At 37.3% G+C, this 24376-nt stretch carries 25 protein-coding genes and 1 tRNA gene; 8 read left to right on the top strand and 18 right to left on the bottom strand.

All coding sequences use genetic code 11. The annotated features are described in order from the left end of the window. Window positions 1-121 precede the first annotated feature (121 nt). The 13 genes from SB49_RS12680 to SB49_RS12620 form a co-directional block, all read right to left on the bottom strand. Window positions 122-1168: a hypothetical protein gene (locus SB49_RS12680; RefSeq protein WP_062057139.1), complete on the bottom strand. Its 1047-nt coding sequence runs from the start codon at window positions 1166-1168 to the stop codon at window positions 122-124. Between the two features lie 204 nt (window positions 1169-1372). Then, on the bottom strand, window positions 1373-1621 hold the full coding sequence (locus SB49_RS12675) for a hypothetical protein (protein ID WP_062056480.1): 249 nt from the start codon (window positions 1619-1621) through the stop codon (window positions 1373-1375). Between the two features lie 503 nt (window positions 1622-2124). Next, window positions 2125-2607 (bottom strand): PH domain-containing protein, encoded by a 483-nt coding sequence (locus tag SB49_RS12670; protein ID WP_145758394.1) that lies wholly within the window; start codon window positions 2605-2607, stop codon window positions 2125-2127. Between the two features lie 148 nt (window positions 2608-2755). After that, window positions 2756-4582 (bottom strand): AAA family ATPase, encoded by a 1827-nt coding sequence (locus tag SB49_RS12665; RefSeq protein WP_062057135.1) that lies wholly within the window; start codon window positions 4580-4582, stop codon window positions 2756-2758. A gap of 227 nt (window positions 4583-4809) precedes the next feature. Then, window positions 4810-5526, bottom strand: coding sequence for a hypothetical protein (locus SB49_RS12660; protein ID WP_062057133.1), 717 nt, complete (start codon window positions 5524-5526; stop codon window positions 4810-4812). A gap of 225 nt (window positions 5527-5751) precedes the next feature. Beyond that, window positions 5752-6624, bottom strand: coding sequence for a cyanophycinase (locus SB49_RS12655; protein ID WP_062057131.1), 873 nt, complete (start codon window positions 6622-6624; stop codon window positions 5752-5754). Between the two features lie 185 nt (window positions 6625-6809). Beyond that, complete coding sequence (locus tag SB49_RS12650) at window positions 6810-7259, bottom strand: hypothetical protein (protein ID WP_062057129.1); 450 nt, start codon at window positions 7257-7259, stop codon at window positions 6810-6812. Between the two features lie 153 nt (window positions 7260-7412). Further along, window positions 7413-8234: a DUF4844 domain-containing protein gene (locus tag SB49_RS15915; protein WP_082591118.1), complete on the bottom strand. Its 822-nt coding sequence runs from the start codon at window positions 8232-8234 to the stop codon at window positions 7413-7415. Between the two features lie 175 nt (window positions 8235-8409). Continuing rightward, window positions 8410-9009, bottom strand: coding sequence for an SMI1/KNR4 family protein (locus tag SB49_RS12640; RefSeq protein WP_062052775.1), 600 nt, complete (start codon window positions 9007-9009; stop codon window positions 8410-8412). Window positions 9010-9254: 245 nt separating this feature from the next. Beyond that, complete coding sequence (locus SB49_RS12635) at window positions 9255-9773, bottom strand: hypothetical protein (protein WP_062057128.1); 519 nt, start codon at window positions 9771-9773, stop codon at window positions 9255-9257. 454 nt (window positions 9774-10227) lie between these two features. Continuing rightward, window positions 10228-10710 carry a hypothetical protein gene (locus SB49_RS12630; protein WP_062057126.1) on the bottom strand — a complete coding sequence of 161 codons (483 nt, stop codon included), beginning with the start codon at window positions 10708-10710 and terminating at the stop codon, window positions 10228-10230. 448 nt (window positions 10711-11158) lie between these two features. Continuing rightward, window positions 11159-11235, bottom strand: a tRNA-Ala gene (locus tag SB49_RS12625). A 72-nt stretch (window positions 11236-11307) separates the two neighbouring features. Next, the gene (locus SB49_RS12620; RefSeq protein ID WP_062057124.1) at window positions 11308-12108 is read right to left on the bottom strand and encodes a universal stress protein; all 801 of its coding nucleotides are present in this window, start codon (window positions 12106-12108) and stop codon (window positions 11308-11310) included. Window positions 12109-12162: 54 nt separating this feature from the next. Between SB49_RS12620 and SB49_RS12615 the strand changes: the two genes are divergently transcribed. The 4 genes from SB49_RS12615 to SB49_RS12600 are packed head-to-tail and all read left to right on the top strand — an operon-like array spanning window position 12163 to window position 15307. Next, the gene (locus tag SB49_RS12615) at window positions 12163-12663 is read left to right on the top strand and encodes a GNAT family N-acetyltransferase (protein ID WP_062057122.1); all 501 of its coding nucleotides are present in this window, start codon (window positions 12163-12165) and stop codon (window positions 12661-12663) included. A gap of 11 nt (window positions 12664-12674) precedes the next feature. Beyond that, window positions 12675-14009, top strand: a complete 1335-nt coding sequence (locus SB49_RS12610; RefSeq protein WP_062057120.1) for an MATE family efflux transporter — start codon at window positions 12675-12677, stop codon at window positions 14007-14009. Window positions 14010-14034: 25 nt separating this feature from the next. Then, a complete protein-coding gene (locus tag SB49_RS12605; RefSeq protein ID WP_062059198.1) occupies window positions 14035-14802 on the top strand; it encodes an enoyl-CoA hydratase/isomerase family protein in 768 nt (255 codons plus the stop codon). A gap of 28 nt (window positions 14803-14830) precedes the next feature. Next, entirely contained in the window at window positions 14831-15307 is a 477-nt protein-coding gene (locus SB49_RS12600) for a DUF4199 domain-containing protein (protein ID WP_062057118.1), read from the top strand. A gap of 141 nt (window positions 15308-15448) precedes the next feature. On the opposite strand, the gene SB49_RS12595 is transcribed toward SB49_RS12600, so the two are convergent. Next, window positions 15449-16087: a 2OG-Fe(II) oxygenase gene (locus SB49_RS12595; RefSeq protein ID WP_062057116.1), complete on the bottom strand. Its 639-nt coding sequence runs from the start codon at window positions 16085-16087 to the stop codon at window positions 15449-15451. Between the two features lie 234 nt (window positions 16088-16321). Here SB49_RS12595 and SB49_RS12590 point away from each other — a divergent pair, with 234 nt between their 5' ends. Both SB49_RS12590 and SB49_RS12585 read left to right on the top strand, forming a co-directional pair. After that, on the top strand, window positions 16322-16774 hold the full coding sequence (locus SB49_RS12590; protein ID WP_062057114.1) for a 6-pyruvoyl trahydropterin synthase family protein: 453 nt from the start codon (window positions 16322-16324) through the stop codon (window positions 16772-16774). Between the two features lie 9 nt (window positions 16775-16783). Next, window positions 16784-17551, top strand: coding sequence for a UDP-2,3-diacylglucosamine diphosphatase (locus SB49_RS12585; protein WP_200960637.1), 768 nt, complete (start codon window positions 16784-16786; stop codon window positions 17549-17551). 446 nt (window positions 17552-17997) lie between these two features. On the opposite strand, the gene recJ is transcribed toward SB49_RS12585, so the two are convergent. Both recJ and SB49_RS12575 read right to left on the bottom strand, forming a co-directional pair. After that, window positions 17998-19686, bottom strand: coding sequence for a single-stranded-DNA-specific exonuclease RecJ (gene recJ, locus SB49_RS12580; protein WP_062057112.1), 1689 nt, complete (start codon window positions 19684-19686; stop codon window positions 17998-18000). A gap of 58 nt (window positions 19687-19744) precedes the next feature. Then, complete coding sequence (locus SB49_RS12575; protein WP_062057110.1) at window positions 19745-20167, bottom strand: OsmC family protein; 423 nt, start codon at window positions 20165-20167, stop codon at window positions 19745-19747. A 55-nt stretch (window positions 20168-20222) separates the two neighbouring features. On the opposite strand from SB49_RS12575, the gene SB49_RS12570 reads away from it, so the two are divergent. Both SB49_RS12570 and ade read left to right on the top strand, forming a co-directional pair. After that, entirely contained in the window at window positions 20223-20813 is a 591-nt protein-coding gene (locus SB49_RS12570) for a carboxymuconolactone decarboxylase family protein (RefSeq protein ID WP_062057108.1), read from the top strand. Beyond that, window positions 20814-22436, top strand: a complete 1623-nt coding sequence (gene ade / locus SB49_RS12565; RefSeq protein ID WP_062057106.1) for an adenine deaminase — start codon at window positions 20814-20816, stop codon at window positions 22434-22436. 33 nt (window positions 22437-22469) lie between these two features. Here the strand turns inward: ade and SB49_RS12560 are convergent, their stop codons facing one another. Together SB49_RS12560 and rsmI are read right to left on the bottom strand one after the other, a co-directional pair. Then, the gene (locus tag SB49_RS12560) at window positions 22470-23597 is read right to left on the bottom strand and encodes a DUF819 family protein (RefSeq protein ID WP_062057103.1); all 1128 of its coding nucleotides are present in this window, start codon (window positions 23595-23597) and stop codon (window positions 22470-22472) included. 38 nt (window positions 23598-23635) lie between these two features. Further along, window positions 23636-24307, bottom strand: coding sequence for a 16S rRNA (cytidine(1402)-2'-O)-methyltransferase (rsmI, locus tag SB49_RS12555; protein WP_062057101.1), 672 nt, complete (start codon window positions 24305-24307; stop codon window positions 23636-23638). Between the last annotated feature and the right edge of the window lie 69 nt (window positions 24308-24376).

Raw genomic sequence — 24376 nt, 5'->3', positions numbered from 1 at the left:
GGTCAGCACCTAATTTAGTAAACAATAACTGTCTCGGAAAATTCCATAGGAATTTTCCGAATAAGCACTTGCACAAGCAATTAATTATACATGTTGTTAGCCTTTCGTTATTATTTTTATTTCATTTAATAAATTTGTAAGACACTCCGTCTTGCTGAAAAATGAAACTATTGGAAATACAATTATTAGTGTTCTCAAATGTTATTGAGAAATCATTATCAACTCCTACAAATTTAGTTTCAGATATATCTGTAAGTTCCAGATTTTCAAATTCATAGGATAAAAATAATTTATTGTTTTTTATTGTTATTTCAAAATACGAGTCAGAACCAAATGAATACTTTCCAGCGTAGCAGTCTAATAATTCTTTATCTAGAATAAATTTATTAGATATTGAATCTGTTTTAGCTTCCAGTCTCAGAAAGTCAGAAATGGCTGTGTGTAATTTGATTCCCTCATTTCTAAAAGTTTTTATGGATTTAAAATGTTCTTCGGATAAAAAGGAATACTGTGATACTAAGTTTTTATATATTGGGTCATTTACAAAGTACTCAAATGCTTCTGAATTTGATTTTTCAAAATAATAAACCTTGTTAAACCAATTGTAATTATCACTAAACTTGGCAATATTTGAGTTTTCTAAAGTGAGCATTTTTGCATTCCAATCCATTACTATAGTTCTAAATTGAGAATAAATTTTATTTATTTCTTCAAGAATTGGATAAAATTCATTGGGTAGCTTATCAGTATTTTGATTCAACTTAACAACACGATTATTTAGAGTATTTACTTGTGTTGTATTGAAGATTATATAACACAACCCTTGGCCTTTTGAAGGCTTTATGTTTATGTTCTTCATATCTGAATAGTAATCTTCAGTAGTCAAAGAATCAGCCATTACAGATGCTATAAGATTGTCCTTGGTTAAATAATAATTTATGCTGCTGTTTGTGTTTTCAATATTTAACTCAAGTTCCTTTTGAACCTGTAAAAGGTTTGTAATGAATTTATTTTCAACCATTCGAACTTCGTTTTTATTGTTTATAAAAAGCGCTATTAATATTCCAATTATAACAAGTATAATTTCTCCAATGGCGTAAAGAAGATATTTACTCAATTTATTTTCGTCTAATAATTTTTGGCGAATTTTCCTAAAGAATTTTATCATTGATGGTTAGTTTATCTAAAGGTATGGTAATTAAGTTGATAGCGAGATTTTAGATAATGAAGGCTAACGCCTAGGCTATGATTTCGTTGTGGTGAACGTCGAAGACTTCTCCACTTATGAAATCAGGCCGTTTTGGGGTTAATGTTATTGTTTTTTGCATGATGCCACAATGAATTATAGCCCCTGTTGGCAACAGTTTATTATTTAATTTTCCGTTTTTTTGGATTTGGTATACGCCTCCCAAAGGCCATCCACATTACTTATTGTAAATTCTACATCGCCGCAAGAGCAACAAATTTGAGCGATTAACTCACCCTGCTCAAACTTATTAAAAAATACATTGTCTGTTTTTTGAATATAAACTGATAGATTTTTTTTGACATTCCCATGTCCATAATCTACAACTCGCGCTCCTTTAATGATCTTATTCGAGCCACATTTGTTACAGGTCATTCTTAATTATTATATTTTATTATCCAATTGTTGCCAACGGTTAGGCTATGATTCCGTTGTTGAGATTTGATGTCAATCAAATCGAGCTTGGGATCATGCCGGTCTAATGTACGAAAACTTTTGATTTGTAGTAAATACGCTAAACAATGGATTATAGGCCTTGTTAGCGCCCGTGGTGTTGCCCAGGCCATAGTGAGGGCGTTATGATAACTTAACGCTCTTAAACCTTTTATAAATTGCCTTTTTAAGGTCAAACTAGGGGATGAGTGCGTACTGCGTGCGTACAGATTGGTAAGGCAATTTAAAAAGGATCAGCTTTGCCCGAGCCATTGTCTTAACTTTTATTCAACGTAACTCTCCGTACTGCTTTGTTTTTTATTGCACCATTGGCGCTAACGCCAAGGCTATGATTTCGTTGTGGAAAACGTCGTAGACTTTTCTACTTATGAAATCAGGCCGTTTGATGGTTTCTATTATTGTTTTTTGCATACTGCCACAATGAATTATAGCCCTTGTTGTACAACGTTTTTTATTTCATTTATTAGTTCAGTTGAGTTTTCAGAACTCAAGACATATTTTTTATTGTCAGTTATAATTTGAAACATTTGCTTTCTGTCCTTAACAAAACTAATCGAATCGTCCATTGTATTTCCAATAAACCCAAAAACTCCTCTACTTCCATAAGTCATCGTCAGATTAGAATATTCCAGTTTTTTAATTTCTTTTATTTCCGAAAACGGAATAGCAATTTGTCCAAAAGTCTTTTTTAAAATGACCTTGTCTTTTTCCAGAATCACTCTGTTCAGAGAGTTCGCAAAGAAGTAAAGTATGGTTCCAATTGTCAGCAAACTCAAAACTGTTCCTCCAAGCAGTCCGTAATTTTTGTTTGTAATTAACAGAGTCAGAGCAACAAATGACATTAAAATCATTGCAATCAAGGTAATTATTTTAACAAAAAATGAGCTTTTACTTCTGTAGATATTCATTTTCGTCTTGTTTTGTAAATGTTGTACAACGTTTAGTATATGAAAAGCAGGTGGTTTCGAAGCACTAAACTTTTGGTTAAGCACAAAGTTTGATTCGAGCCGAAACACTTGATTATATTACTATTTCGCCTATTTTTTATATACATTGTTATGCCTTGTTATTTAACTTTTCTTTTATTAATTCAAATAGGGATTCAAATCTATAAAAATCTTCATCTATTAGTCTTTCTTCAAGAATATACTTCTCAAAATTATCTTTTCTAAGTTTTCGATTTCTACTTTGAATAACACCATTTCTATCAATAGTGGTAACATCAAATAAATAGGACTCGTCTTTAATTTCAATTATTTCAGAGTCAAATAGATTTTCAATGCCTGACTGTAATTCTTCAATTTGATTATTCGGGTTTTTCTCGAAAATATATGGAACTAAATCTTTTGTTTTAAGGCTTTTACAGTCCGAATATGAACCTCTAGCATCACAGTCGAAAATGAAAAATATTTTAAATCTGTCAAAATCTGTTTTCACAAATAATTTAAATAATTTTTGTAATTCATTTTTTCCTCCACAATCTTTTATGTCTACATCTATTTCGGGTAAATAAATATCCTTGGCTTTTTGTAGATACTTGTAATTATAACCTTCTGAATAAATAATTGGCTTATCTATTTGCTCTGCTTTGTTTTTAATTATGTCTAGTTGTTTTTGTTTCTCCTCATATATATGATTTAGCTCTTCATTTAAATAGAAAAAGCCTAATTCTTCTTGCAATAAATCCCAATCAGAATTTAAAGCAGATGAGTCGAATTTTATTTTTCCTTTACTATCAAATTTTAACTTAGTTATTTTAGACCTTTTAATTTCGTTGTCTTTCCAGACTCTATATATGCCAATGTTTTCACCTCTTAGTGATAGAAAATTAAAAGAGTGGGTTGTAATAAATATTTGAGCATTTTTAGAAAATATCTCCTTAAATTTTTCCGCTAATATTTGAGCATTTCTGTATTCATAAGAATTCTCAGGTTCTTCAAACCCCCATATAAAATATTTTTTTGCTTTATAGTCTGACTTGATACTTTTGGCAGTAAATGAAAGTTCTTTAATTGCAATGAAATTGAGTATTTCAGGAATAAGTTTTGCTTGAAATCCATCTCCTCTTAAGGTCAAATCCACACTTCCTGTTTGGACTACTAATGCTCTAAACAAATTAATCAAATCCGAAGGTAGTTGAAAGACAGGTTTTATATCACTGTTAATAGAAATTGAATTTTTAAACTCAGACATCAAAATATCTGTCTCAACTTGTATTGCTTTTTCAAATTCATTTTTCTTATCTTCTACTGTAGATATTTTAGTTTTCCATAAAGTTTGTTGCAATTCACCGTATAGGTGGGAGAAATAGCTACTGTCTTTTATTGCAGGAACGTAGTGGAACTGAATAGAATTGATAAAGTCAGTTAATTGCTTTTGAAGACTTGCTCGAGCATTTGATTTTAGAGATTTGGTTCCATCAATATTGTCTTCCAAAAAGTAATCAAAGTCAGAACCTTTTTCAATTTCAAAATCTTTTTCAATGCTTGATAATTGGTCAAATTGACTAAATTCTGATGTTTTCTTCCATTTTCTACTTACCCAGAACTTTTCTGGCAAATAAATATTTGTAGTTTTTTCTTTGTTTTTCCCAAAGTTTTTTGGATTGTAGAACCAGATTTTAATTGTAACTAATTCCTCTTTTATTTCATTTTCATCTAGGTCTTCTTTTTTGAAGAAATCTTTATTGAAATCAAAAAAATTATTTAAATCAGTTTTTTTATTGAAGTATAAGTTTAATGCTCTTAAAATATTTGATTTTCCAGAGTCGTTAGCTCCTGAAATAATATTTAATGATTGGCATTTTAATACTTTGTAAGACTCTTTTTTCCTGTTACCAAAAGAACGGAAATTTTTAATTTCTATTTGTTCGATTATATCCATTCTTTATTCTTTTTGTCAATAAGGCATAACGCTTCAGCTATGAGTAGTGCGGAGGCAAGGAAACATTTTCGTTTCTGTCTTCGCGCGTAGCAAAAGCTTTTTGTTTTGATTTATATTTTTTCGCCAGAGCAAAATCGAAAAGATTTTGCGGACATAGTAAATATACGCTTACTTTAAATTAAACACTAACTCCGCATTACTTATAGGTATTGTTGTACACAGGCTTTTTATATTCTATTATCAATTATTAAGTATTTTTTTTCCATAAAAAAACTAAACAATCCAATTAAATTAATTCCATTTTCCAAATAAGATTTTTCTTCATGTTTTCCAGAAATTTGATAGTTGACCATTGCCTCATTATTAGTTTCTTCAAGTTGCGCCTCAAAAAGTGTAATTTGTTCCCCATTTCTTAGTTGAGCCCTTATAGCATTGTTCCAAATGTTTTTATCAAATGAAGAACCGTAAGAAAAAAGGTCGACCAAAGTGTCCTTTTCATACTGGTTGTATTCAAGGAATATGAATTGAATATCATTGAAGCTCAAGTTTTTCTTGCCAAAGGTCTTTTTCAATTCTAATTTTTTCTTGTCTTTATTTAAATACAAGATCACATTGTTTTTGAATGTAATATCAATACTTCTCTCATTAAAACTGATCCGTTTGTCCAAGAAGTTTAATCTTCTTGGTATTTTTATATCGGTTGGGTAATCATAGAGCTTAGCATTTTTAAGTGTTTTATTTCTTTCGGCCCTTTTTTTAAAGTGTCTAATTAGGTCATAAAAAAAATAGCCCAATACTCCCAAAAGAAGTATATCCCAAATAGAAATTTTATGCAGAATATTACCAAGGGTAATTCCTTTGAAGTATACTATTGCAATTAATAAACCAATAATAGGGACTAAACGGAATAGGATTCTATTTATAATAACTCTTCTTATATTCATTTAGCTTGTGTACAACGGTCTTGTGTATGGCTCGTAGCGTGTTAATTAGCGATTAATTTCGGATTGAGCACAAGCCAGATTTTTAAATTTTACTATTTATCTTTTTTGTAGGAAATCGTCAAATTTAAAAATTTGGCGACTTTCCAAATATACCTTAACTTCGATTAAGCAACTGATTAGCTATGAGCTATATACGTTGTTAGCTAAAGTGATTATGCACAATGTTTAATTCCGAATGACTTTTCTGTCTCTTAAATTATATTTATCTCCACTTTTCAAAAAATAGAATAATTGGTTTTTATTTGGAAGTTTTTTTTGAGTTTCCTCATCGAATGGATTATGTTCATTTGACCAGAACGATTTGTCATAGATAATAACATAACTTTCTCCAATAACTTGCAAAGTATCTCCTTTGACCACGATAGCTGTACTCTCATCAATTCCGACACCCAAAAGTTCAGGTTTTTTCTCTAGGATTGTAAACATATCAAACTGTCTATTTCGGCTTAACACGTGTTGGTCAATAACAATATTTGAAATAAATCCGAATCCAATTTCGTGGTCTCCCATCATTATTTGATTGTTTTTCGTATCTCCTCTTGCTAAATAGGAACCTTGTATAGTTGCGCCTGCTGACGAACCTGCAATTACGCCACCTCTGTCCAATAATTTTAATAGTTCCTTGTGTACTTTGGTATTTAAATAACTATCCGCTATTCTCCAATGTCTACCACCTGTAAAATAAATACCTGTAGCTTCCTTAATCGGTTTCACAAAATCATCTGTATTTACCTCAGTAGAATCATTTGTATGTAGAACAGTAAAATTAGGTATTCCATATTCCCTGAAATTTCTTTTTAATAACAATGTATCTATTTCATTGTCCCTCACAAATGCTGTTGGTATAACTACTATTTTCGCAGAATCTCCGCCAGCCAGTTTCCGAAATTCTTTCATAATATTAGTGTGTCCAATATCTCCACCACCAATCGCTATAAGTGTCCCATTTTCATTTCCTGTAGTTACTTTATTTTCCTGTGCTGTACTTACAATAGGTAAGAGTAGTGTGATAAAAAGTACGAATGATATTTTCAACATTTGTGGTTTTTAATTTTTATACGTGAGTTTTTAGGTCATTGTAGCTAACGGTTAGGCTATGATTCCGTTGTTGAGATTTGATGTTAATCAAATCGAGCTGGGATCATGCCGGTTAAAAGTACGAAAACTTTTGAATTGTAGTAAATAAGCTAAACAATGGATTATAGCCAATGTTGGCAATAGTTTTATTCAAATTTTATTGGGTCAGTCCCCAACCATTTGGCTGAAAATTCTAAAACTCCAAAAAGCATGCCTAGAAATAGCGTGTATATCCAATCAATTCCTAGGGAATAAAATAGAGTTGCAAATCCGCCAAAAGTATAAAGTCCAGTAAGGATTTTTCCAATCATTTGCGTGCGAGGCTTTGTCCTCTCAAACTTTTTTAAAATCCTGTTGTCCTTTAGGAAATACAACCAATGAATAGCAATACTTGTACCCATGAAAAGCATGAATCCATTCCGTCCGAGAATTTTCATATCAAAAGGCGAAAAAATCCCAAATGCTAGCAGATAAAGAGCAGTAACAGTCGCTAAGAAAATTGTTGTTGACCATTTAGGTATTGACTTATTAGTCCGTGTGGTCGAGGTGAAAAGGTAAAAAAATAACTTTTCGTAAATATTGAGTTTATTAGTCATTTAAATTATTGCCAACGGTTGGTGTAAAGATAGTTGCGTGGTTAAGCCCTCAATATAGCAAAAGGAAAAATACGGAAGGAAAGTCCGCAGGACTTTCCGATGAACGGTGACCTAGCAATTATTTTTACACGTTGTTAGCTACAGTTTTTATTTTTAATCTCCTTGGCCTTCCGGGACAATCACAAAAGCCCATTCAGCTTCGTCAGGAACTCCGTATTTTACCAGAAATTCGGCTCCAAGTCCGCTGACTTGTGATTTTTTGTCCTCTATTTCTAGTCCATAAGTTTCTCCAAACAAAAATTTTACGCCATTATTTAATTCAAGCGTGTCTGTGTCCACCATATTGAAAACTTTAAATTCATTCGGTTGTATTTTAAGCCTTTCTGAAACTTGAATTTCATTTGAGGTCTCATTGAAAATAAACACCTTGTATGTTTTTCCAGTTTTCTCGTATTTAGCTGGAATTATGGAAACTTCATTTCCTTTTTGGATAAAGACGTTCCCGTGTTCGTCAGTCCATCTTTCTTCCTTTTCCATTTCCATTGGGTCAAATCCGTACATAAATTTATTCAACTGTCCATTCGAACTTTCCAGTCCGACAATATCCATTAATTGCTCAATATAAACACAAACCATTTCTCGGTCTTTGGTATCTAATTCCAGATAGTTTTCTCTAAATCTTGAAAGTCCAATTCCAATTTGTTCTTGATAATCTTGGTCAGTCTGATTTTCAGATTCCGCAACGTTTTTAAAGTCAGATGCAATTTGGTTGATTTTCTCTGTTAAAATTGGTCGCATTTTTTCATCTGTGATTCCTTGATAATAATTCGGATAGGTTTGTTCAACAAATTTTTTCTTCGCAATGAATTCTGCAAACTGCTCATTAGCAGTTTTTGGTGTTTTCATTTCAGTTGCTTTTTGTCCGCAAGCAGATATGGTTAAAAAAAGTATGAAAATTTGAATGTATTTCGTCATTTCTCAAATTGTAGCTAACGGTTCGTGTATGGTTAGTTGCGGGAAATCCGTTAGGATTTTCCCAACGTATTGGCAAGTTAATTAATTCAAGTGAATTTCCTGCGAGGAAATTCCGCAGCAATTAATTATACACGTTGTTGTAATACGTTTTTCATTTCCCTTTTCAAGAAAATTATTAGCCTAGGCCTAATTTTCCGTCCAGATCAAGTTCACGAATCACTTCATATTTACCCTTCGTGAGAAGTCTTAACCATTCGATAAAATTGTCAACTTTGTAATGAAGTTTTTTATCGCTCAAACTATAGTACGCTAGTGGCCATTCTCCGCTTTCTGAATTTTCAGATGTCAACCAAACCCAAGCTCCGCCGTTCGAATCCTCTGTCATTAAGCAAAGAAGTGAATCCACTTCATATTCTTTTCCTCCGACTAAATGAATCGTTTTCCCTAAATCTTTGCGGTATTTATTCAAAAAGTTTTTTTGTTTAACATCATCTATGGCATTCATATATAGCCAATATGCGCCATTACCAAATTCTTTTAAAAATATTTTATAGGAAGGTGGAAGTTCTAATTCAAGTGCATTTTCCACTTCTTGAATTTCAGAATCGGATAATTTTGGTCCAATTTCTTTATGCGGTTTAGAATCTGAAGATAATATTGCTATCAATTCTTTCATTTGATCTTCTGTTGTAGAGATCTGTTCAGATTTTTCATTCTTTAAACCGCAAGAAATGAATAGGAGTAAAACCAATAGTAAACTTCCGATTTTTATCATATTCTTTTGAGTTCTTTTTTAGGGATTTAGTTTTTTAAAATGTATTACAACGCCTAAGCTATGAGTAGTGCGGAGGCAAGGAAACTTTTTATTTCCGTCTTCGCGCGTAGCAAAAGCTTTTTGTTTTGATTTATATTTTTTCGCCAGAGCAAAATCAGAAAGATTTTGCGGACATAGTAAATATACGCTTACTTTAGATTAAACACCAAACTCAGCATTGCTTATAGGTATTGTTGTAGGTAGTTTTAAGTGCCCCAATCAATAATAAAACTACTTTCTTCAATTTCTCGAATGAATTCTTGATTAGGTGAAGTTTTATTGCCATTTTCGTCAAAAAACACCCATGCGTCGGTCACAACACCTGCCTTAATATAATCACCACCCTCACAACTTGTTTCAATTTTCTTTCTCCGAATTCTAAACACCCCTTTGGCTTTAATTTGACCATTAGTGTGATAATATACCCATTCGCCTACTTTATAGCTGTAGTACATATCACAGGGTCCTCCAATACAACACTGAACAAAAAAGTCAGACTCGTATTTACCCTTTGCTTTTATTTTTAGTTTTTCATAAAATTCTTCCCAAACCCCTATTCTAGCTCGATGGGGTTTATAATTTGAATTATATTCTCCGCGTTCTTTTATCCATCCAGAGTCATAATTCACTATACCTAACCATATTTTCGGAATTTCTGAATGTTGCTTTGAGGATTGACAACTGATAAAGAAGAATAAAGAAATTAAGATCAGTATTTTTTGCATTCAATTAAAATTACCTACAACGGTTTGGCTATGATTCCGTTGTTGAGATTTGATGTCAATCAAATCGAGCTAGGGATCATGCCGGTCTAAAGTACGAAAACTTTTGAACTGCAGTAAATATGCTAAACAATGGATTATAGGCCTTGTTAGCGCCCGTGGTGTTGCCCAGGTCATTGTGAAAGGCGATATGACAACTTAACGCTCTTACACCTTTTATAAATTGCCTTTTTAAGGTCAAACTAGGAGGTGAGTGCGTTCTGCTTGCGTACAGATTGGTAAGGCAATTTAAAAAGGATCAGCTTTGCCCGAGCCTTAGTCTAAACTTTCATTCCACGTAACTCTCCGTAATGCTTTGTTTTTTATTGCACCATTGGCGCTAACGCCCAGGCTATGATTTCGTTGTGGGGAACGTCGTAGACTTTCCCACTTATGAAATCAGGCCGTTTGGTTGTTTCTATTTTTTGTATTTTGTATGATGCCACAATGAATCATAGCCCATGTTAGGCAAAGTTTTTCTCATTTCCTGATATATAGTCTGGTTGGATTTTCCATTTGAGGAAAAGTATATTTTTTCACCAGATTTTTTTGTGATTAAAATCCATGGACAAACATTAGAATTGATAATGGCTTTAATTCTTTCTCCATCATTTGTCCTGAAAAATCCTTTTTTGCGATTACCAAATGAATACCCATTGATTCTTCTTTGCAAACTAGGTCTTTTCTCCGTTAATTCAATTAATTGAATGTCCGACAGTGGTATTTCAGCTCCATATAATCCAGTTATCTCCAAACGACCGTCCTCCAAAATTAATTCGTTATCCATATATCCTATTCCAACAATTCCAATCGCAAAAATCAGAACTCCGCTTAGCATATAAGAAATGGTTTTCTTATGCTTCGTATTCAGGTTTTGATAATTTTTGAAAGAAGAATTCATTTTTTAAATTTTGCCTAACAATTGTATAATGAACATATGTTCATTATACATCCCAATATAGGATATATCGAACATATGTTCAATATATCTTTTATAATTTTTTAAAAATTAAAGAATACTTATAGAACCTCCTAAAACGGCCAATATATTATACGGTTTATAACCAGAAGTAAAGATTTCCATAGGAGTCAAATCTTACGACTTTTTAAATCTTATCGTTAATTGACCTATTTGTGACTTAAATTCCCCAATCTAATATTGAAAATTAAAAGTAGATCAAGGAAATGAAACTTTTTAAAAAAATATTCTGTTAAGAGAGAAGAAGCGTCATATGGATCCAATTTGGATCAAAGAATATCAAAGTTAATTTTAAACATATTTTGCGTGCAAATTGCGTGCAAATGAAAAAAGCTTCAAAAGTCAAAAACTCTTGAAGCCCTTTGGTTACTGGTGGAGAATACCGGAGTCGAACCGGTGACCTCTTGCCTGCCAGGCAAGCGCTCTAGCCAGCTGAGCTAATCCCCCTTTTTGGCTGCGGCAAAGAAAATACATTTTCACATGGAATCAAAATGCAACCCCAACAAAAAACAACCTGTCTTAATCTTTTTTCACACTTAGTACCAAAACCGGTACTGGAGCGAAAAATTCCGACTTTAGAATTGTGTTCTTTTCCCATAAATTCTTAAAAAAACCACGTTTTCTCCTAAATACACAGAGTAAATCTGGATGCTGCGATCTAAAATGCTCCAAAACCCCTAAATAGGTAGAAGAATTTTCTGTCAACGTAAGTTGGGAGCTTATGTCCATCAGTGCCGTATTGATCTTTAGATCATCATCGGAATACCCAGGTGTTTTCACCATTAATAGGTTCACTTTTGAGGCAAACTTTTTTTGGATATCCATTAAAGGATCCAGAATCCTTTTTCTTTTTAACACACCAGATTTAAAAGCGGTCAAAATTGTTTTAAAAGGTTTAAAAACGGTCCCTTTGGGTACAATTAGTGTTGGAATATCTGTTCTTTTTACTACCCTTCCAGAGGTATGGCCCAAATACAATTCCTCTTTAATATCATTGCTTCTTGGTGAAATAATGATCAAATCGATGCCCAATTCACTGTCGATAGATATCAATCCGTCTACCAAATCTCCATTATAGGTGGCAATTTTTATCTCAACCTTTTTTGCATCAACCTTATTTATGACCTCCATTAATCGTTCCTTACTACTTTCGGCCACTTTCTCTTGAAGGTTAGCCAATGTGCCGGCACCGGTCCCCTTAACATTAAATACTTCCATCACAAAAACCTGAGAGGAAAATTCAGAAGCAAAATCAACAGCGTATTGCAATGTTTCGTGGGCTTCCGGAGAAGTCCCTATTGGAACCAAAATATTTTTCATAATAAGGTTTTAAAATTTTATAGGTTAAATTTACAACTAAAATAAAACCTATACATGATCCGAACCGCAAAGTTAGGAGAATTGACCGACATAATTGCAATCACAGAAGCCTGTGCGGCGCAATTGATCAAAAACAATATTTTACAATGGAGCTCTTCCTATCCTACTATTGGTATCTTCGAAAATGACATTAAGAGAAATGAGCTTTATGTTATGGAAGTGGAAGGAAAACTTGTAGGAACCATCGTAATTTCTACCCATATGGACGCGGAATACGCACCAGTCAAATGGTTGACACCATCCGATAACAATTTATATATCCACAGATTGGCAGTACATCCGCAACACCAAAAAAAAGGGTACGCCCAAGAGTTAATGAATTTTGCCGAAAATTACGCCAGGGCAAAAAAATATGCCTCCATACGCTTGGACACCTTTAGCCAGAACAAACGCAATCAGCTTTTTTATGAAACTAGAGGCTATCAAAAACTAGGTGATATTTATTTCCCCGAACAAAGTGATGACCATTTTCACTGCTATGAAATGGTACTTTAATCCCCTTATATTTGAAAACAGCCGTCAATTTTAAGACCATTAACAAATTGGCCATTCCCGCAACGATTGCAGGAATAGCAGAACCCATTTTATCTATTACGGATACTGCAATTGTTGGAAATATTCCCGTGGACGGATTAGAATCCCTTGCCGCAGCAGGTATCGTGGGCTCCTTTCTATCCATGTTGATCTGGGTCCTTGGACAAACCAGAAGCGCCATTTCCGCAATTATTTCACAATATTTGGGTGCAGGCAGGCTGGAAGAAGTTAAAACCCTTCCTGCCCAGGCCATTTTTCTGAATATTGCCTTGAGTATCATCATCTTATTATCCACCATTTTTGTAATCGAAGATATTTTTCAACTGTTGAATGCCACGGGAAAGATTTTGGATTACTGTGTAAAATACTACGCCATCAGGGTATGGGGCTTTCCCTTGACCCTCTTTACATTTGCCGTTTTTGGAATTTTTAGAGGCCTCCAAAATACCTATTGGACCATGCTTATAGCTATTACCGGAGCGGTGCTGAACATATTTTTGGACTTTTTACTGGTCTATGGGGTGGAAGGTCTCATCACTCCTATGTATTTGGAGGGGGCAGCCTATGCCAGTTTAATATCCCAAGGTGTTATGGCGCTTATGACCTTTATATTCCTGATTGTCAAAACCGATATAAGTCTTAAGCTCCGTTTTCCGTTACATCCAGAACTAGGGAAATTAGTGGTCATGAGCCTGAATTTATTTGTGCGGGCATTGGCCTTAAATGCGGCTTTGATATTGGCCGTACGGGAGGCAACAGCATTGGGGGACCGTTATATCGGCGCCCACACCATAGCGATCAACCTATGGCTCTTTTCTTCATTTTTTATTGATGGTTATGGAGCCGCTGGGAATATTATGGGAGGGAAACTGTTGGGCGCCAAAGATTACGACGGCCTTTGGAAATTGGCAAAAAAAATCACCCTATATGGGATGGCCGTAAGTGCGGTATTGATAGTACTTGCTTTTATATTTTATTATCCAGTAGGGCGAATTTTCTCTAATGAGACCATCGTTTTGAACACTTTTTACGGTGTTTTTTACATCCTGATTCTCAGTCTGCCCGTAAATACCGTGGCCTTTGTTTTGGACGGCATGTTCAAGGGAATGGGAGAGATGAAATATTTGAGAAATGTGTTGTTGTCCGCCACCTTTCTTGGGTTTATCCCCGTCCTTTTTTTAAGCAAATATTTTGGATGGGGCTTTAGTGGTATATGGATAGCCTTTGTCCTGTGGATGGCGATACGTGGTGGTGCCCTCGTTTGGAAATTCAGGAGGAAATTTCGCCCCCTCTTGCAAAACGCTTAATTTTGAAACTTACAATCTGATGAATATGGGTACAACCAGAACAAATGGGAGTTTGTACACTTCCATCGAGAACCGAATTGCCACTGTAGAATTCGGTCATCCAGCGAGCAATTCCTTTGCAGCCGAACTGTTGGCAAGACTAGCCGATGAACTGAAAGAATTATCAGAAAAGGAAGAAGTTTCCCTAATCGTCCTTAAATCAGAAGGAGATCGTGCCTTTTGTGCAGGTGCTTCGTTTGATGAGTTGGTGGCGGTCTCCAATTTGGAAGAGGGAAAGGCTTTTTTTAGTGGGTTTGCCAATGTCATCAATGCCATGCGTACCTGCAAGAAATTGATAGTTGGCCGCGTACAGGGCAAGGCCGTGGGAGGTGGGGTTGGACTCATCGCTGCCTGTGATTATGCCTTTGCCGTTGAAGACGCCTCAATTAGACTATCTGAACTCACCATTGGTATTGGTCCTTTTGTCATTGCCCCTGCCGTAGAACGAAAAATAGGGAATTCCGGACTGGCGGAACTGTCCCTGGCACCTACAGAATGGAAGAATGCCTATTGGGGAAAAGAAAAGGGACTCTTTGCCAAGGTTTTTGAAAACAGCAAAGAAATGGACGAAGAAATGGACCTATTCACCACAAAGTTGGCCTCGTATAACCCACAGGCCTTAGAGGATATGAAGAGTATCCTATGGGAAGGAACAGGACATTGGGATTCCCTATTATCGGAAAGAGCAGAGCTTTCGGGGAAATTAGTACTCTCCGATTTCACCAAACAGGCATTGGATAAATTCAAGAAATAAATTTTACATTTACATCAGAATTCCATCTATGAAAAAGTACAGTACAGAGATCAAATGGGGAGTCATTTTTGCCATATCTAGCTTGGTCTGGCTATATTTTGAGAAAGCTATGGGATGGCACGATGAGCTGATTGCCCAACAAGTCATCTACACCAATTTATTTGCCCTTGTGGCCATTGTCATCTTTGTCTTGGCACTCAAAGAGAAAAGAAAGAAGGATTTAGGAGGCAAAATGTCTTGGAAACAAGGTTTTATAAGTGGCATCATCATCAGTATTGTGGTGGCCATATTGACCCCATTGATTCAATATATTGGCAACACATGGATAGCCCCAAACTATTTTCCCAATATCATCAACTACATGGTGGAGACTGGTAAAATGACTGAAGAAGGAGCTAAGAATTATTTCAATCTTAAAAGTTACATGGTACAAGGTACTTTTGGTGCCTTAACCATGGGTGTGGTAACCTCGGCCGTAGTAGCACTTTTCCTTAAAAAACAATAACAAACTTTATACATATTCAACAGCATGGATATATTATCATTTTTAAACGGAAATTTCATTTTCCCAATCCTGGCCCTAATTCTAGTAGTGGTTTATTTCGTCAACAGGGTCAGAAACCAAAAAAGGTTCAAGAGATAAAAACTACCTCGTCTTTAACCATCCGGTGATACTCAACCGGTTCTTATTTGCCGTTTTTACCTCATGCTCCAGTTCCTGGCTTTCAAAAATGACCATACGCCCTTGTTTGGGTAGTATTTCTATGGTGTTTTCTTGGGCACCCTCTGTTAGGTAAATGGCCAACTCCCCTCCATGTTCGGGTTGCCAATTGGGTTCGTTCAGGTACAGGGCGATTGATAATTTGCGCCTATCATCGTTTTGAAAGGTATCCAAATGACGCTTATAGAAGGTACCTTCCGGATAGAGTGCATAATGAAACTCTTTATGAAGGATGCCCAAAAAACAGGTTTTGTTCAGATAGTTGGCAAATTCGTTTATTTTGGAGAAGAACAGTTTTTCTGCCTCTTCCTGGGCTTTTTCGTCCATCCAAAGAATAAAATCACCCCGAATGGACCTTACGATCAATTCGTTGGTTTTGCTCCCAATGGCCGCTTTCTTAAACTGGTCTTCTTCATATTTAAGAAGTAGGCTGTTTCTCAAGGTCAAGATCTCATCTGGAGAAAAGAAATCGTCCACAATGCTGTACTTCTGTGAAAGGAGGTCATTAATGACCCCTTCATAAAGAGGGATTTCCTTAAATTCCAGTTGTTCAAAAAGTTCCATATCCAGTTTTCTAAAAAAGCCCGCAAATGTAATTTATTTATGATTCTAACCTGCAATTAAAAATACTGGCCCAAAATCAATTCACAAAAGCCCCCAATAAGGACAAAGAACAACTATTTTGTTCTTCATGGAAGTATCATTTGGATTAATTATTATGAAGGAAATTTGTTTTGATGCACAACTAGATGGTTTGGTTTTACAAGAATCCATACTTTTGTAGTGCAAATAAACAATATGGGCAATATCAGAATCACCAAGCAATTCAGTTTCGAAACAGGCCACGCTCTTTTCGGCTATGATGGCAAGTGCAGAAATGTTCATGGTCATAGTTATAAATTATCTGTTACGGTCATTGGGAAGCCCATAACGGACACCTCACACGTTAAATTGGGAATGGTCATTGACTTCACTGATTTAAAGAATATTGTAAAGGAGGAGATTGTGGATCAGTTTGACCATGCCACCGTATTTAACAAGAATACTCCCCATTTAGAATTGGCCAAGGAACTCATGGAAAGGGGACATAATGTTATTTTGGCGGAATATCAGCCTACCAGTGAGAATATGGTTTTGGATTTTGCTGACAAAATAAAGCTGCGCCTGCCGGAAAACATACTTCTACATTCCTTAAAATTACAAGAAACCGATTCTTCATTTGCAGAATGGTATGCCAGTGACAACCTTTAATTTTACCTTATGGAGAAGATAACGGTTGCCAAAGGGAAAAAAGTTTATTTCGCAAGTGACAACCATTTGGGGGCTCCTACTATGGAAGAAAGTCGACCTAGAGAAAAAAAGTTTGTCGCCTGGTTAGACCATATTAAACAAGATGCCGCTGCGATTTTTTTATTGGGCGACCTGTTCGATTTTTGGTTCGAATACAAGACCGTTGTTCCTAAAGGTTATACCCGTACGCTGGGGAAATTGGCAGAGCTTACCGATGCCGGTATTCCCGTTTACTTTTTTGTGGGAAATCATGATCTTTGGATGCATGGCTATTTTGAGGAAGAATTGAACATTCCTGTTTTTCACAAGCCACAACAATTTAAACTAAATGACACCATCTTTTTTATAGGCCATGGGGACGGTCTGGGTCCGGATGACAAAGGTTTTAAGAGGATGAAAAAGGTGTTTACCAATCCCGTATCCAAATGGTTCTTCAATTGGCTCCATCCAGATTTGGGGGTGAAATTGGGAAAATATCTCTCCGTTAAGAACAAGCTCATTTCAGGAGACGATGATGCCAAATTCTTGGGAGAGGACAAAGAATGGCTGGTGCAATATGCCAAAAGAAAACTGGAACAGGACCATTACGATTATTTTGTTTTTGGACACAGGCACCTTCCATTGACCATTGCCCTGAACGACAAAGCTACCTATGTAAACCTAGGAGATTGGATAAATTATTTTACCTATGGCGTTTTTGACGGAAACACCCTAACCTTGGAAACCTACAAACCATAGAGAAATAATCATTTTTCCTCTCCAATCTTTCTTAATCAACACTCGTATTGTCTTCCTTAATACAGCCTTTAATCTACAATTAGGTATTGTTAGAAGCAGCGATTCATAAAAAATCTATTCTAACACCTTGAAAATGTTATAATTATATTAAACCTTATTTAGATTTATTAAAAATAACGTATATTTGGGTAAGTTTATTTAAACAACATAAGTAAAACACTTTATGGTGTTTTTTAGAGGACAAAACCCTCTAAAAAGTAAGTATTCCACTAAGCGTAATCTTCAACGCAGGAATAATTAAAAAATGTGTTCGTTTAAGTTTGAGTTAGTTTAATTTCAGGACCTGGACAGGAGTGTCCAGGTTCACTTTTTTCTACTTTTCTTCATTTTTTTTAATAACCTTTAGTTATTAAAAATTTATTTTCCATAACTAGCAGTGATTTTTTCTAATGCAAGTCCCTGAGCTTCAATTGTAGGCTGACATTGCCCTGCCATTCATTTTCGTCCAAAGAATACACCGCACTAAAGGATTGCTGATTGGCCACTATCTGTAATTTATCCCCTAAATTAAAACCAATACCTCCAATAGGACCGTTGCCATATTGCGTGGCGGTAAGTTTAAGATGTTTTTCATCTTGTCCCACCCCTTTAGCATAGCCTGTATCCTTTAAATTATCGGTCATAAAAACGGGAGATAGATTTCCTGGTCCAAATGGGGCAAATTGTTTCAATATCCGCATCAATTTTGGGGAAATATCAGCGAGGTCAATTTGGGCATCTATCACTATTTCTGGGGTCAGTAAGTTGATGTCAATGGTTTCCGATACCACTTTTTCAAACTTCGCTTTAAAGGCCGCGTACTGCTCTTCCAAAAGTGTAAGTCCGGCTGCGTATTTATGACCGCCAAACTGTTCAATGCAGTCGGCACAACCTTCAAGGGCATTGTACACATCAAACCCCTTTACGGACCTTGCGGAAGCCGCTAGTTTGTTCCCGCTTTTTGTAAAGACCAGGGTTGGCCTATAATAGGTTTCGGTGAGTCTGGATGCCACAATACCAATAACCCCCTTGTGCCAAGTATCCTTATAGACCACAGAGGTATAGTGCTCTTCCTCCTTATTTGTTTGGATCTGCAATAGAGCCTCTTGTGTAATTTCCTGATCCAGTTCCCGTCTGTCGGCATTATATTTCTCAATCGCCGCTGCCAATTTTTCTGCCTGGGAAAAATCCGTTTCCTTCAACAAATTCACCGCATGTTGCCCATGTTCCATCCTTCCCGCTGCATTGATACGGGGGGCGATGATAAAAACTACATCAGTAATGGTAAATTCTTGTTTTTTGGCCTGTTGCATAATCGCCTTAAAACCAGCCCTAGGACTGGAATTGATTACCTGCATCCCAAAATAGGCCAAAACCCTATTCTCCCCTGTTATCGGAACAATATCTGCCCCAATGGCCGTAGCAACAAGATCCAAAAAGGGTATCACATCTTCAATGGTTTCCCCTTTTCTCGATCCAAGTGCCTGTATCAGCTTAAATCCTACCCCACAGCCACATAGTTCATCATAGGGGTAGTTACAATCATTCCTCTTTGGATCTAAAACAGCCACAGCTTTGGGTAATGACTCTCCCGGTCGGTGATGGTCGCATATGATAAAATCTATACCCTTTTCTTTGGCATACGCCACCTTGTCTATGGCTTTGATCCCACAATCCAGGGCAATGATCAACGTAAACCCATTGTCTTCCGCAAAATCTATTCCAGCATAAGAAACCCCATATCCCTCCCCATATCTATCTGGAATATAGGTCGCAACGTTGGGGTAGTATTGTAATAAATAGGACGATACCAAGGCAACCGCAGTGGTTCCATCCACATCATAATCCCCGAAGACCAAGATATTCTCCCCTTCAACAATGGCCCGCTCAATACGCTCCACTGCCAAATCCATATCCTTCATTAAAAAAGGATCGTGCAATTGGGTCAGCTCAGGCCTGAAAAAAGTTTTTGCAGCTTCAAAAGAATCAATACCACGTTGTAACAATAAAAATGCCACCAAAGGATCAACTTTAAGTTCGTTGGCAAACGCCATCACTTTTTGTTCTTCCGGTTTCGGTTTTAGCGTCCAGCGCATAGTATTGGTATGGATTTTTAGTTGAGGTTTAAAAGATTGGCAATAGTGCTAAAAGGGACTATTTATGGTGAAATATTGGCTTGATTTCCAGTTCGGCGAACTTTCTGAACATCTCCATGACCCCACAGTATTTCTCAATGGACAAATCAATTGCCCTTTGTAATTTATGTTCCGACAAATTACTGCCATGAAAATGGTATTCTAGGGTTACCTTGTCATAAAATTTGGGATCCTCGTCGGTCAGGTTGGCTATGGTTTCCATATGAAACTCATCTACCTCCAATTTCATTTTCTTTATCATAGAAGCAATATCCAGCCCGGAACATCCAGCCAATGCCGATAACATAAGGGCTTTGGGTCTATATCCTTTTCCCTCCCCACCATTCTCTGGTCCGGCATCTATAAGAAGATTCATCCCTGATGGATTAGTGCTTTCAAAGGCCATATTACCAAGCCATTTGGTAGAAATATGATTTGTCATGATCTTATTTTTTTGTTACTTGTAGGATTCAAAAATACAACATAAATATACAAATATGCCATTAGTCACGCCCTTAGACCCATCCCATGATAACGAAACCGAAGAACTCGCAAAGTTCTTTAACGAGACCTTGGGATTCTGCCCAAATTCGGTATTGACCATGCAACACAGACCGGCTATTTCAAAGGCATTCATAAACTTGAACAAAGCGGTAATGGCCAACGAAGGGAGGGTAACTTCTGCCTTAAAAAGAATGATTGCCTGGGTGAGCAGTAATGCCACAGGATGTCGCTATTGCCAAGCCCATGCCATAAGGGCCGCAGAACGCTATGGGGCCGAACAGGAACAGTTGGATAATATTTGGGAATATCGCACCCATCCCTCATTTTCGGAAGCTGAAAGGGCCGCCTTGGATTTTTCCTTGTTGGCATCCCAAGTTCCCAATGCAGTGGACGAAGAGATAAAAAAGCGTTTGTACACCTACTGGAACGAAGGAGAAATTGTTGAAATGTTGGGCGTAATATCCCTTTTCGGGTATCTCAACAGATGGAACGATTCCATGGGAACTACCATAGAAGAGGGGGCTGTGGAGGGTGGCAACCAATACCTCGGGAAACACGGATGGGAAAAAGGGAAACACATTTAGATGAAAAAAATACTGGGCCAAGTAGTCTCTATAGAGAAGAAAAGTATCTTTCCCGCAGAGGTTACCATTGATAACGGAAAGATCCTTTCCATTGAAAAAAAGGAACACGATCACAAAAACTATATCCTACCAGGCTTTATAGATGCCCATATCCATATAGAAAGTTCTATGTTGGTGCCTTCAGAATTTGCGAGGCTAGCGGTATGCCATGGCACGGTGGCAACGGTCTCCGATCCCCACGAAATTGCCAATGTATTGGGAGCGGAAGGGGTGCAATTTATGATTGCTAACGGCAAAAAGTCACCTTTGAAATTTCATTTCGGAGCCCCTTCCTGTGTGCCGGCAACTTCTTTTGAAACTGCGGGGGCCATTATAGACTCGGAGGGAATAAAAGAGCTTTTGGCATCGCCAGACATTTATTATTTAGCCGAAATGATGAATTACCCTGGGGTGTTGTACAATGATCAGGAGGTCTACAAGAAAATTGCCTGGGCGAAGCATTACAACAAACCGGTAGACGGTCATGCCCCGGGACTTCGTGGGGAAGAGGCTAAAAAATATTGTGCTGCGGGCATTACCACGGACCATGAATGCTTTACAAAGGAGGAGGCACAAGAAAAACTGGAATTGGGCATGAAAGTGATCATCAGGGAAGGAAGTGCTGCCAAAAACTTTGAAGCCCTCATCCCCTTACTCCCCGAGCATTTTAATAAAATGATGTTCTGTTCGGATGACAAACACCCCGATGATCTGATCTTGGGCCATATTAACGAACTCTGTGCACGGGCCGTGGCCAAGGGAATCGATATCTTTAAAGTGCTTCAAGTAGCTTGCATCAACCCGGCCAAACACTATAATATGAATGTTGGACTGCTCAAAGAGGGTGATGCCGCCGATTTTATTGTAGTGGATGATCTAAAGGATTTTAACGTAGTACAAACATATATCGATGGAGAATTGGTTGCAGAAAACGGCCGTTCCAAAATAGCGGCTATCCCCTTTGAAACTCCAAATAATTTTAAGGTAGAACCCAAAACTACAGAGGACTTTTTCCTCAAGCCCATTGGGGGTCATATCCGTGTCATAGAGGCTTTGGACGGGGAACTCATCACCAAAGAGATTAAGGCAGAAAGTCTGATTCAAAATGGCAACTTGGTGTCCAACACTTCCGCAGATATTTTAAAAATGGCCGTAGTTAACCGTTACAGCAACAAACCCCCTGCCATTGGCTTTATCAAAAATTTTGGTCTTAAAAAAGGAGCTCTCGCCAGCTCTGTGGCCCATGATTCCCATAACATTATTGTGGTGGGCACTACGGATGAAGAGATTTGTAAGGCTGTTAATCTCATTATAAAAAACCGAGGCGGTATTTGCGCCATAGGACCTGATGACGAAAAGAGTCTGGCCTTGCCGGTGGCTGGGATTATGAGCGATAAGGATGGTTGGGAAACGGGAAGGTTGTACCAGGACATAGATGGAATGTCCAAAATATTGGGCTGCACTTTAAAGGCGCCCTTTATGACCTTATCTTTTATGGCCCTACTTGTAATTCCCGATCTCAAATTATCGGACAAAGGATTATTTAGTGGGAGCACCTTTGAATTTGTAGACCTGCAAATGTGATCGAATTATGAAAATCAGCCTCGCCTTGAAAGCTTATTGAACCAAGAATTCCAGTAAAAAAATCGTCAGCATCCCCCAAAAAGTACCGGTTGCCATGCTGAGAATGGCCAGAACTATGGCGTGGGGCATCCATTTTTTATTATAGGCCGCAGTGACTGCCGGGGCCGTGGCAATGCCGCCTACATTGGCCATACTGGCAATAGGAACCCATGCCATGTTTAGGTTCAACGCCTTTGAAAGGCCCATCATGAACACAAAATGACCCAATAACCAAACCACCAAAAATCCGAGGAACTGGGTGTCAAACCCAAGGGTCTTAATTTGTAATTTAAGGCCAAGGATGGCCATTACCACCAAAATAAGAACCCCACCAGCCCTTAATGCAAATCTAAAATTCCAGGACGGCAATACATTGCCCAATAGCAGCCCCAAAACGGAGAGCACCACTATCTTAACCACAAAAAGGGAAAACAACCAATTACAGAGGACCACAAATATAAGCATCAAACACCCGCACCAAATAGGTGACAAAACCTTCCTTTCTTCGGTCCTGATCGTTTCAGGAAGGGCAATGTCTGAAATTTTGAACAAGGTATTTAAATACCTGCTTTTTTTAATGCACTGGAACATCAGAATGGTCCAAATATTCACCAAAACAGTATCCATGACCAATACGGATAGGAAAATATTTTCAGGACATTCAACCAATTCCTTTAATACCAACTGACTGGTACTTCCTCCGATCCAACTACCTACAATAGGTGGAATACCTTTCCAGTATCCTTCTTGAACCAAGGTGTCGGTAATTAAATTCGTCTCAGAAAATCCCACTATCAAAAGCACGGGGAGTGTTGCTATGATCAAAGATCCCGAAACGAACAGCACAATAGGTTTCCACCCGATGGACTTTAATTGCCCTAGGGACAGACTGCTCATGACCGCTATAATGGCGAGGGGTATAAAAAAATCTTTGCTGTAATTGTGAATAGTTCCCTGGGAGAAATCGGCATTGAGGATCAACGAAATCAGGGCGGGAATGACATAGGCCAGCAAGATGGCCGGGACCCAATCAAAAAGGGATTTGATATGCTTATTTTCCCATCGATCAAGAAAATAAACCGCTATAACGGTAAACAAGGAAATGAGCCAGGGTGTTATCATTGCCCACAATGTAGTACATTCCTCTCAATTTTGTGGCACTAATTTTTCCCTCCGACCACGATTACAATCTCTCCCTTTGGGGACTTGTTGGTATAATGGGCCAAAACTTCTGTTGCTGTTCCCCTGACGGTTTCTTCATACATTTTTGTAAGCTCCCTGGAAACCGATACAGGCCTCTCCGCTCCAAAATATTCCACAATATTCGTCAGGGTTTTGATCAATTTATGGGGTGACTCATAAAAGATGATGGTCCTGGTTTCTTCTGCCAACAATAATAAGCGGGTCTGTCTTCCTTTTTTCACTGGCAGAAAGCCCTCAAAGACAAATTTATCATTGGGAAGGCCACTGTTTACCAATGCAGGAACAAAGGCTGTGGCCCCAGGAAGGCAATCTACCTCAATCCCATTTTCCACACAGGCCCTTGTCAAAAGAAATCCAGGATCCGAGATGGCCGGGGTCCCGGCATCGGAAATAAGGGCCATGGATGCCCCTGCTTGCATCCTTTTTACCAGGGCATCTACCGTTTTGTGCTCATTGTGCATGTGATGGCTCTGCATTGGAGTCCCTATGGAATAGTGATGTAGTAATTTGCCACTGGTTCTGGTGTCCTCGGCCAAGATTAAATCTACCTCTTTAAGGATTCTCAACGCTCTAAGTGTAATGTCTTCCAAATTGCCAATTGGCGTAGGAACTATAAATAATTTACCCATGTGGTCGTGTAAAGGCTCAAAAATAGGCAGCCGAAAATTGTTAACCCAATTTTCGGCTGCGGTATTTAA

This window comes from Sediminicola sp. YIK13 (assembly GCF_001430825.1).
GTDB lineage: Bacteria > Bacteroidota > Bacteroidia > Flavobacteriales > Flavobacteriaceae > Sediminicola.
The sequence above is the reverse complement of the archived record's forward strand: the minus strand, read 5'-3'. Positions and strand labels throughout refer to the sequence as shown.

Bases quoted from the DNA above. Each gene is read 5' to 3' on its own strand.
- SB49_RS12675 (WP_062056480.1), bottom strand. From the start codon at position 1,621: ATGACCTGTAACAAATGTGGCTCGAATAAGATCATTAAAGGAGCGCGA.
- SB49_RS12660 (WP_062057133.1), bottom strand. From the start codon at position 5,526: ATGAATATAAGAAGAGTTATTATAAATAGAATCCTATTCCGTTTAGTC.
- SB49_RS12560 (WP_062057103.1), bottom strand. From the start codon at position 23,597: ATGATAACACCCTGGCTCATTTCCTTGTTTACCGTTATAGCGGTTTAT.
- SB49_RS15915 (WP_082591118.1), bottom strand. From the start codon at position 8,234: ATGACGAAATACATTCAAATTTTCATACTTTTTTTAACCATATCTGCT.
- recJ (WP_062057112.1), bottom strand. From the start codon at position 19,686: ATGCGCTGGACGCTAAAACCGAAACCGGAAGAACAAAAAGTGATGGCG.
- SB49_RS12575 (WP_062057110.1), bottom strand. From the start codon at position 20,167: ATGACAAATCATATTTCTACCAAATGGCTTGGTAATATGGCCTTTGAA.
- SB49_RS12585 (WP_200960637.1), top strand. From the start codon at position 16,784: ATGGAGAAGATAACGGTTGCCAAAGGGAAAAAAGTTTATTTCGCAAGT.
- SB49_RS12605 (WP_062059198.1), top strand. From the start codon at position 14,035: ATGGGTACAACCAGAACAAATGGGAGTTTGTACACTTCCATCGAGAAC.
- rsmI (WP_062057101.1), bottom strand. From the start codon at position 24,307: ATGGGTAAATTATTTATAGTTCCTACGCCAATTGGCAATTTGGAAGAC.
- SB49_RS12650 (WP_062057129.1), bottom strand. From the start codon at position 7,259: ATGACTAATAAACTCAATATTTACGAAAAGTTATTTTTTTACCTTTTC.
- SB49_RS12570 (WP_062057108.1), top strand. From the start codon at position 20,223: ATGCCATTAGTCACGCCCTTAGACCCATCCCATGATAACGAAACCGAA.
- SB49_RS12595 (WP_062057116.1), bottom strand. From the start codon at position 16,087: ATGGAACTTTTTGAACAACTGGAATTTAAGGAAATCCCTCTTTATGAA.
- SB49_RS12620 (WP_062057124.1), bottom strand. From the start codon at position 12,108: ATGAAAAATATTTTGGTTCCAATAGGGACTTCTCCGGAAGCCCACGAA.
- ade (WP_062057106.1), top strand. From the start codon at position 20,814: ATGAAAAAAATACTGGGCCAAGTAGTCTCTATAGAGAAGAAAAGTATC.
- SB49_RS12600 (WP_062057118.1), top strand. From the start codon at position 14,831: ATGAAAAAGTACAGTACAGAGATCAAATGGGGAGTCATTTTTGCCATA.
- SB49_RS12615 (WP_062057122.1), top strand. From the start codon at position 12,163: ATGATCCGAACCGCAAAGTTAGGAGAATTGACCGACATAATTGCAATC.
- SB49_RS12590 (WP_062057114.1), top strand. From the start codon at position 16,322: ATGGGCAATATCAGAATCACCAAGCAATTCAGTTTCGAAACAGGCCAC.
- SB49_RS12680 (WP_062057139.1), bottom strand. From the start codon at position 1,168: ATGATAAAATTCTTTAGGAAAATTCGCCAAAAATTATTAGACGAAAAT.
- SB49_RS12640 (WP_062052775.1), bottom strand. From the start codon at position 9,009: ATGATAAAAATCGGAAGTTTACTATTGGTTTTACTCCTATTCATTTCT.
- SB49_RS12670 (WP_145758394.1), bottom strand. From the start codon at position 2,607: ATGAATATCTACAGAAGTAAAAGCTCATTTTTTGTTAAAATAATTACC.
- SB49_RS12655 (WP_062057131.1), bottom strand. From the start codon at position 6,624: ATGTTGAAAATATCATTCGTACTTTTTATCACACTACTCTTACCTATT.
- SB49_RS12635 (WP_062057128.1), bottom strand. From the start codon at position 9,773: ATGCAAAAAATACTGATCTTAATTTCTTTATTCTTCTTTATCAGTTGT.
- SB49_RS12630 (WP_062057126.1), bottom strand. From the start codon at position 10,710: ATGAATTCTTCTTTCAAAAATTATCAAAACCTGAATACGAAGCATAAG.
- SB49_RS12665 (WP_062057135.1), bottom strand. From the start codon at position 4,582: ATGGATATAATCGAACAAATAGAAATTAAAAATTTCCGTTCTTTTGGT.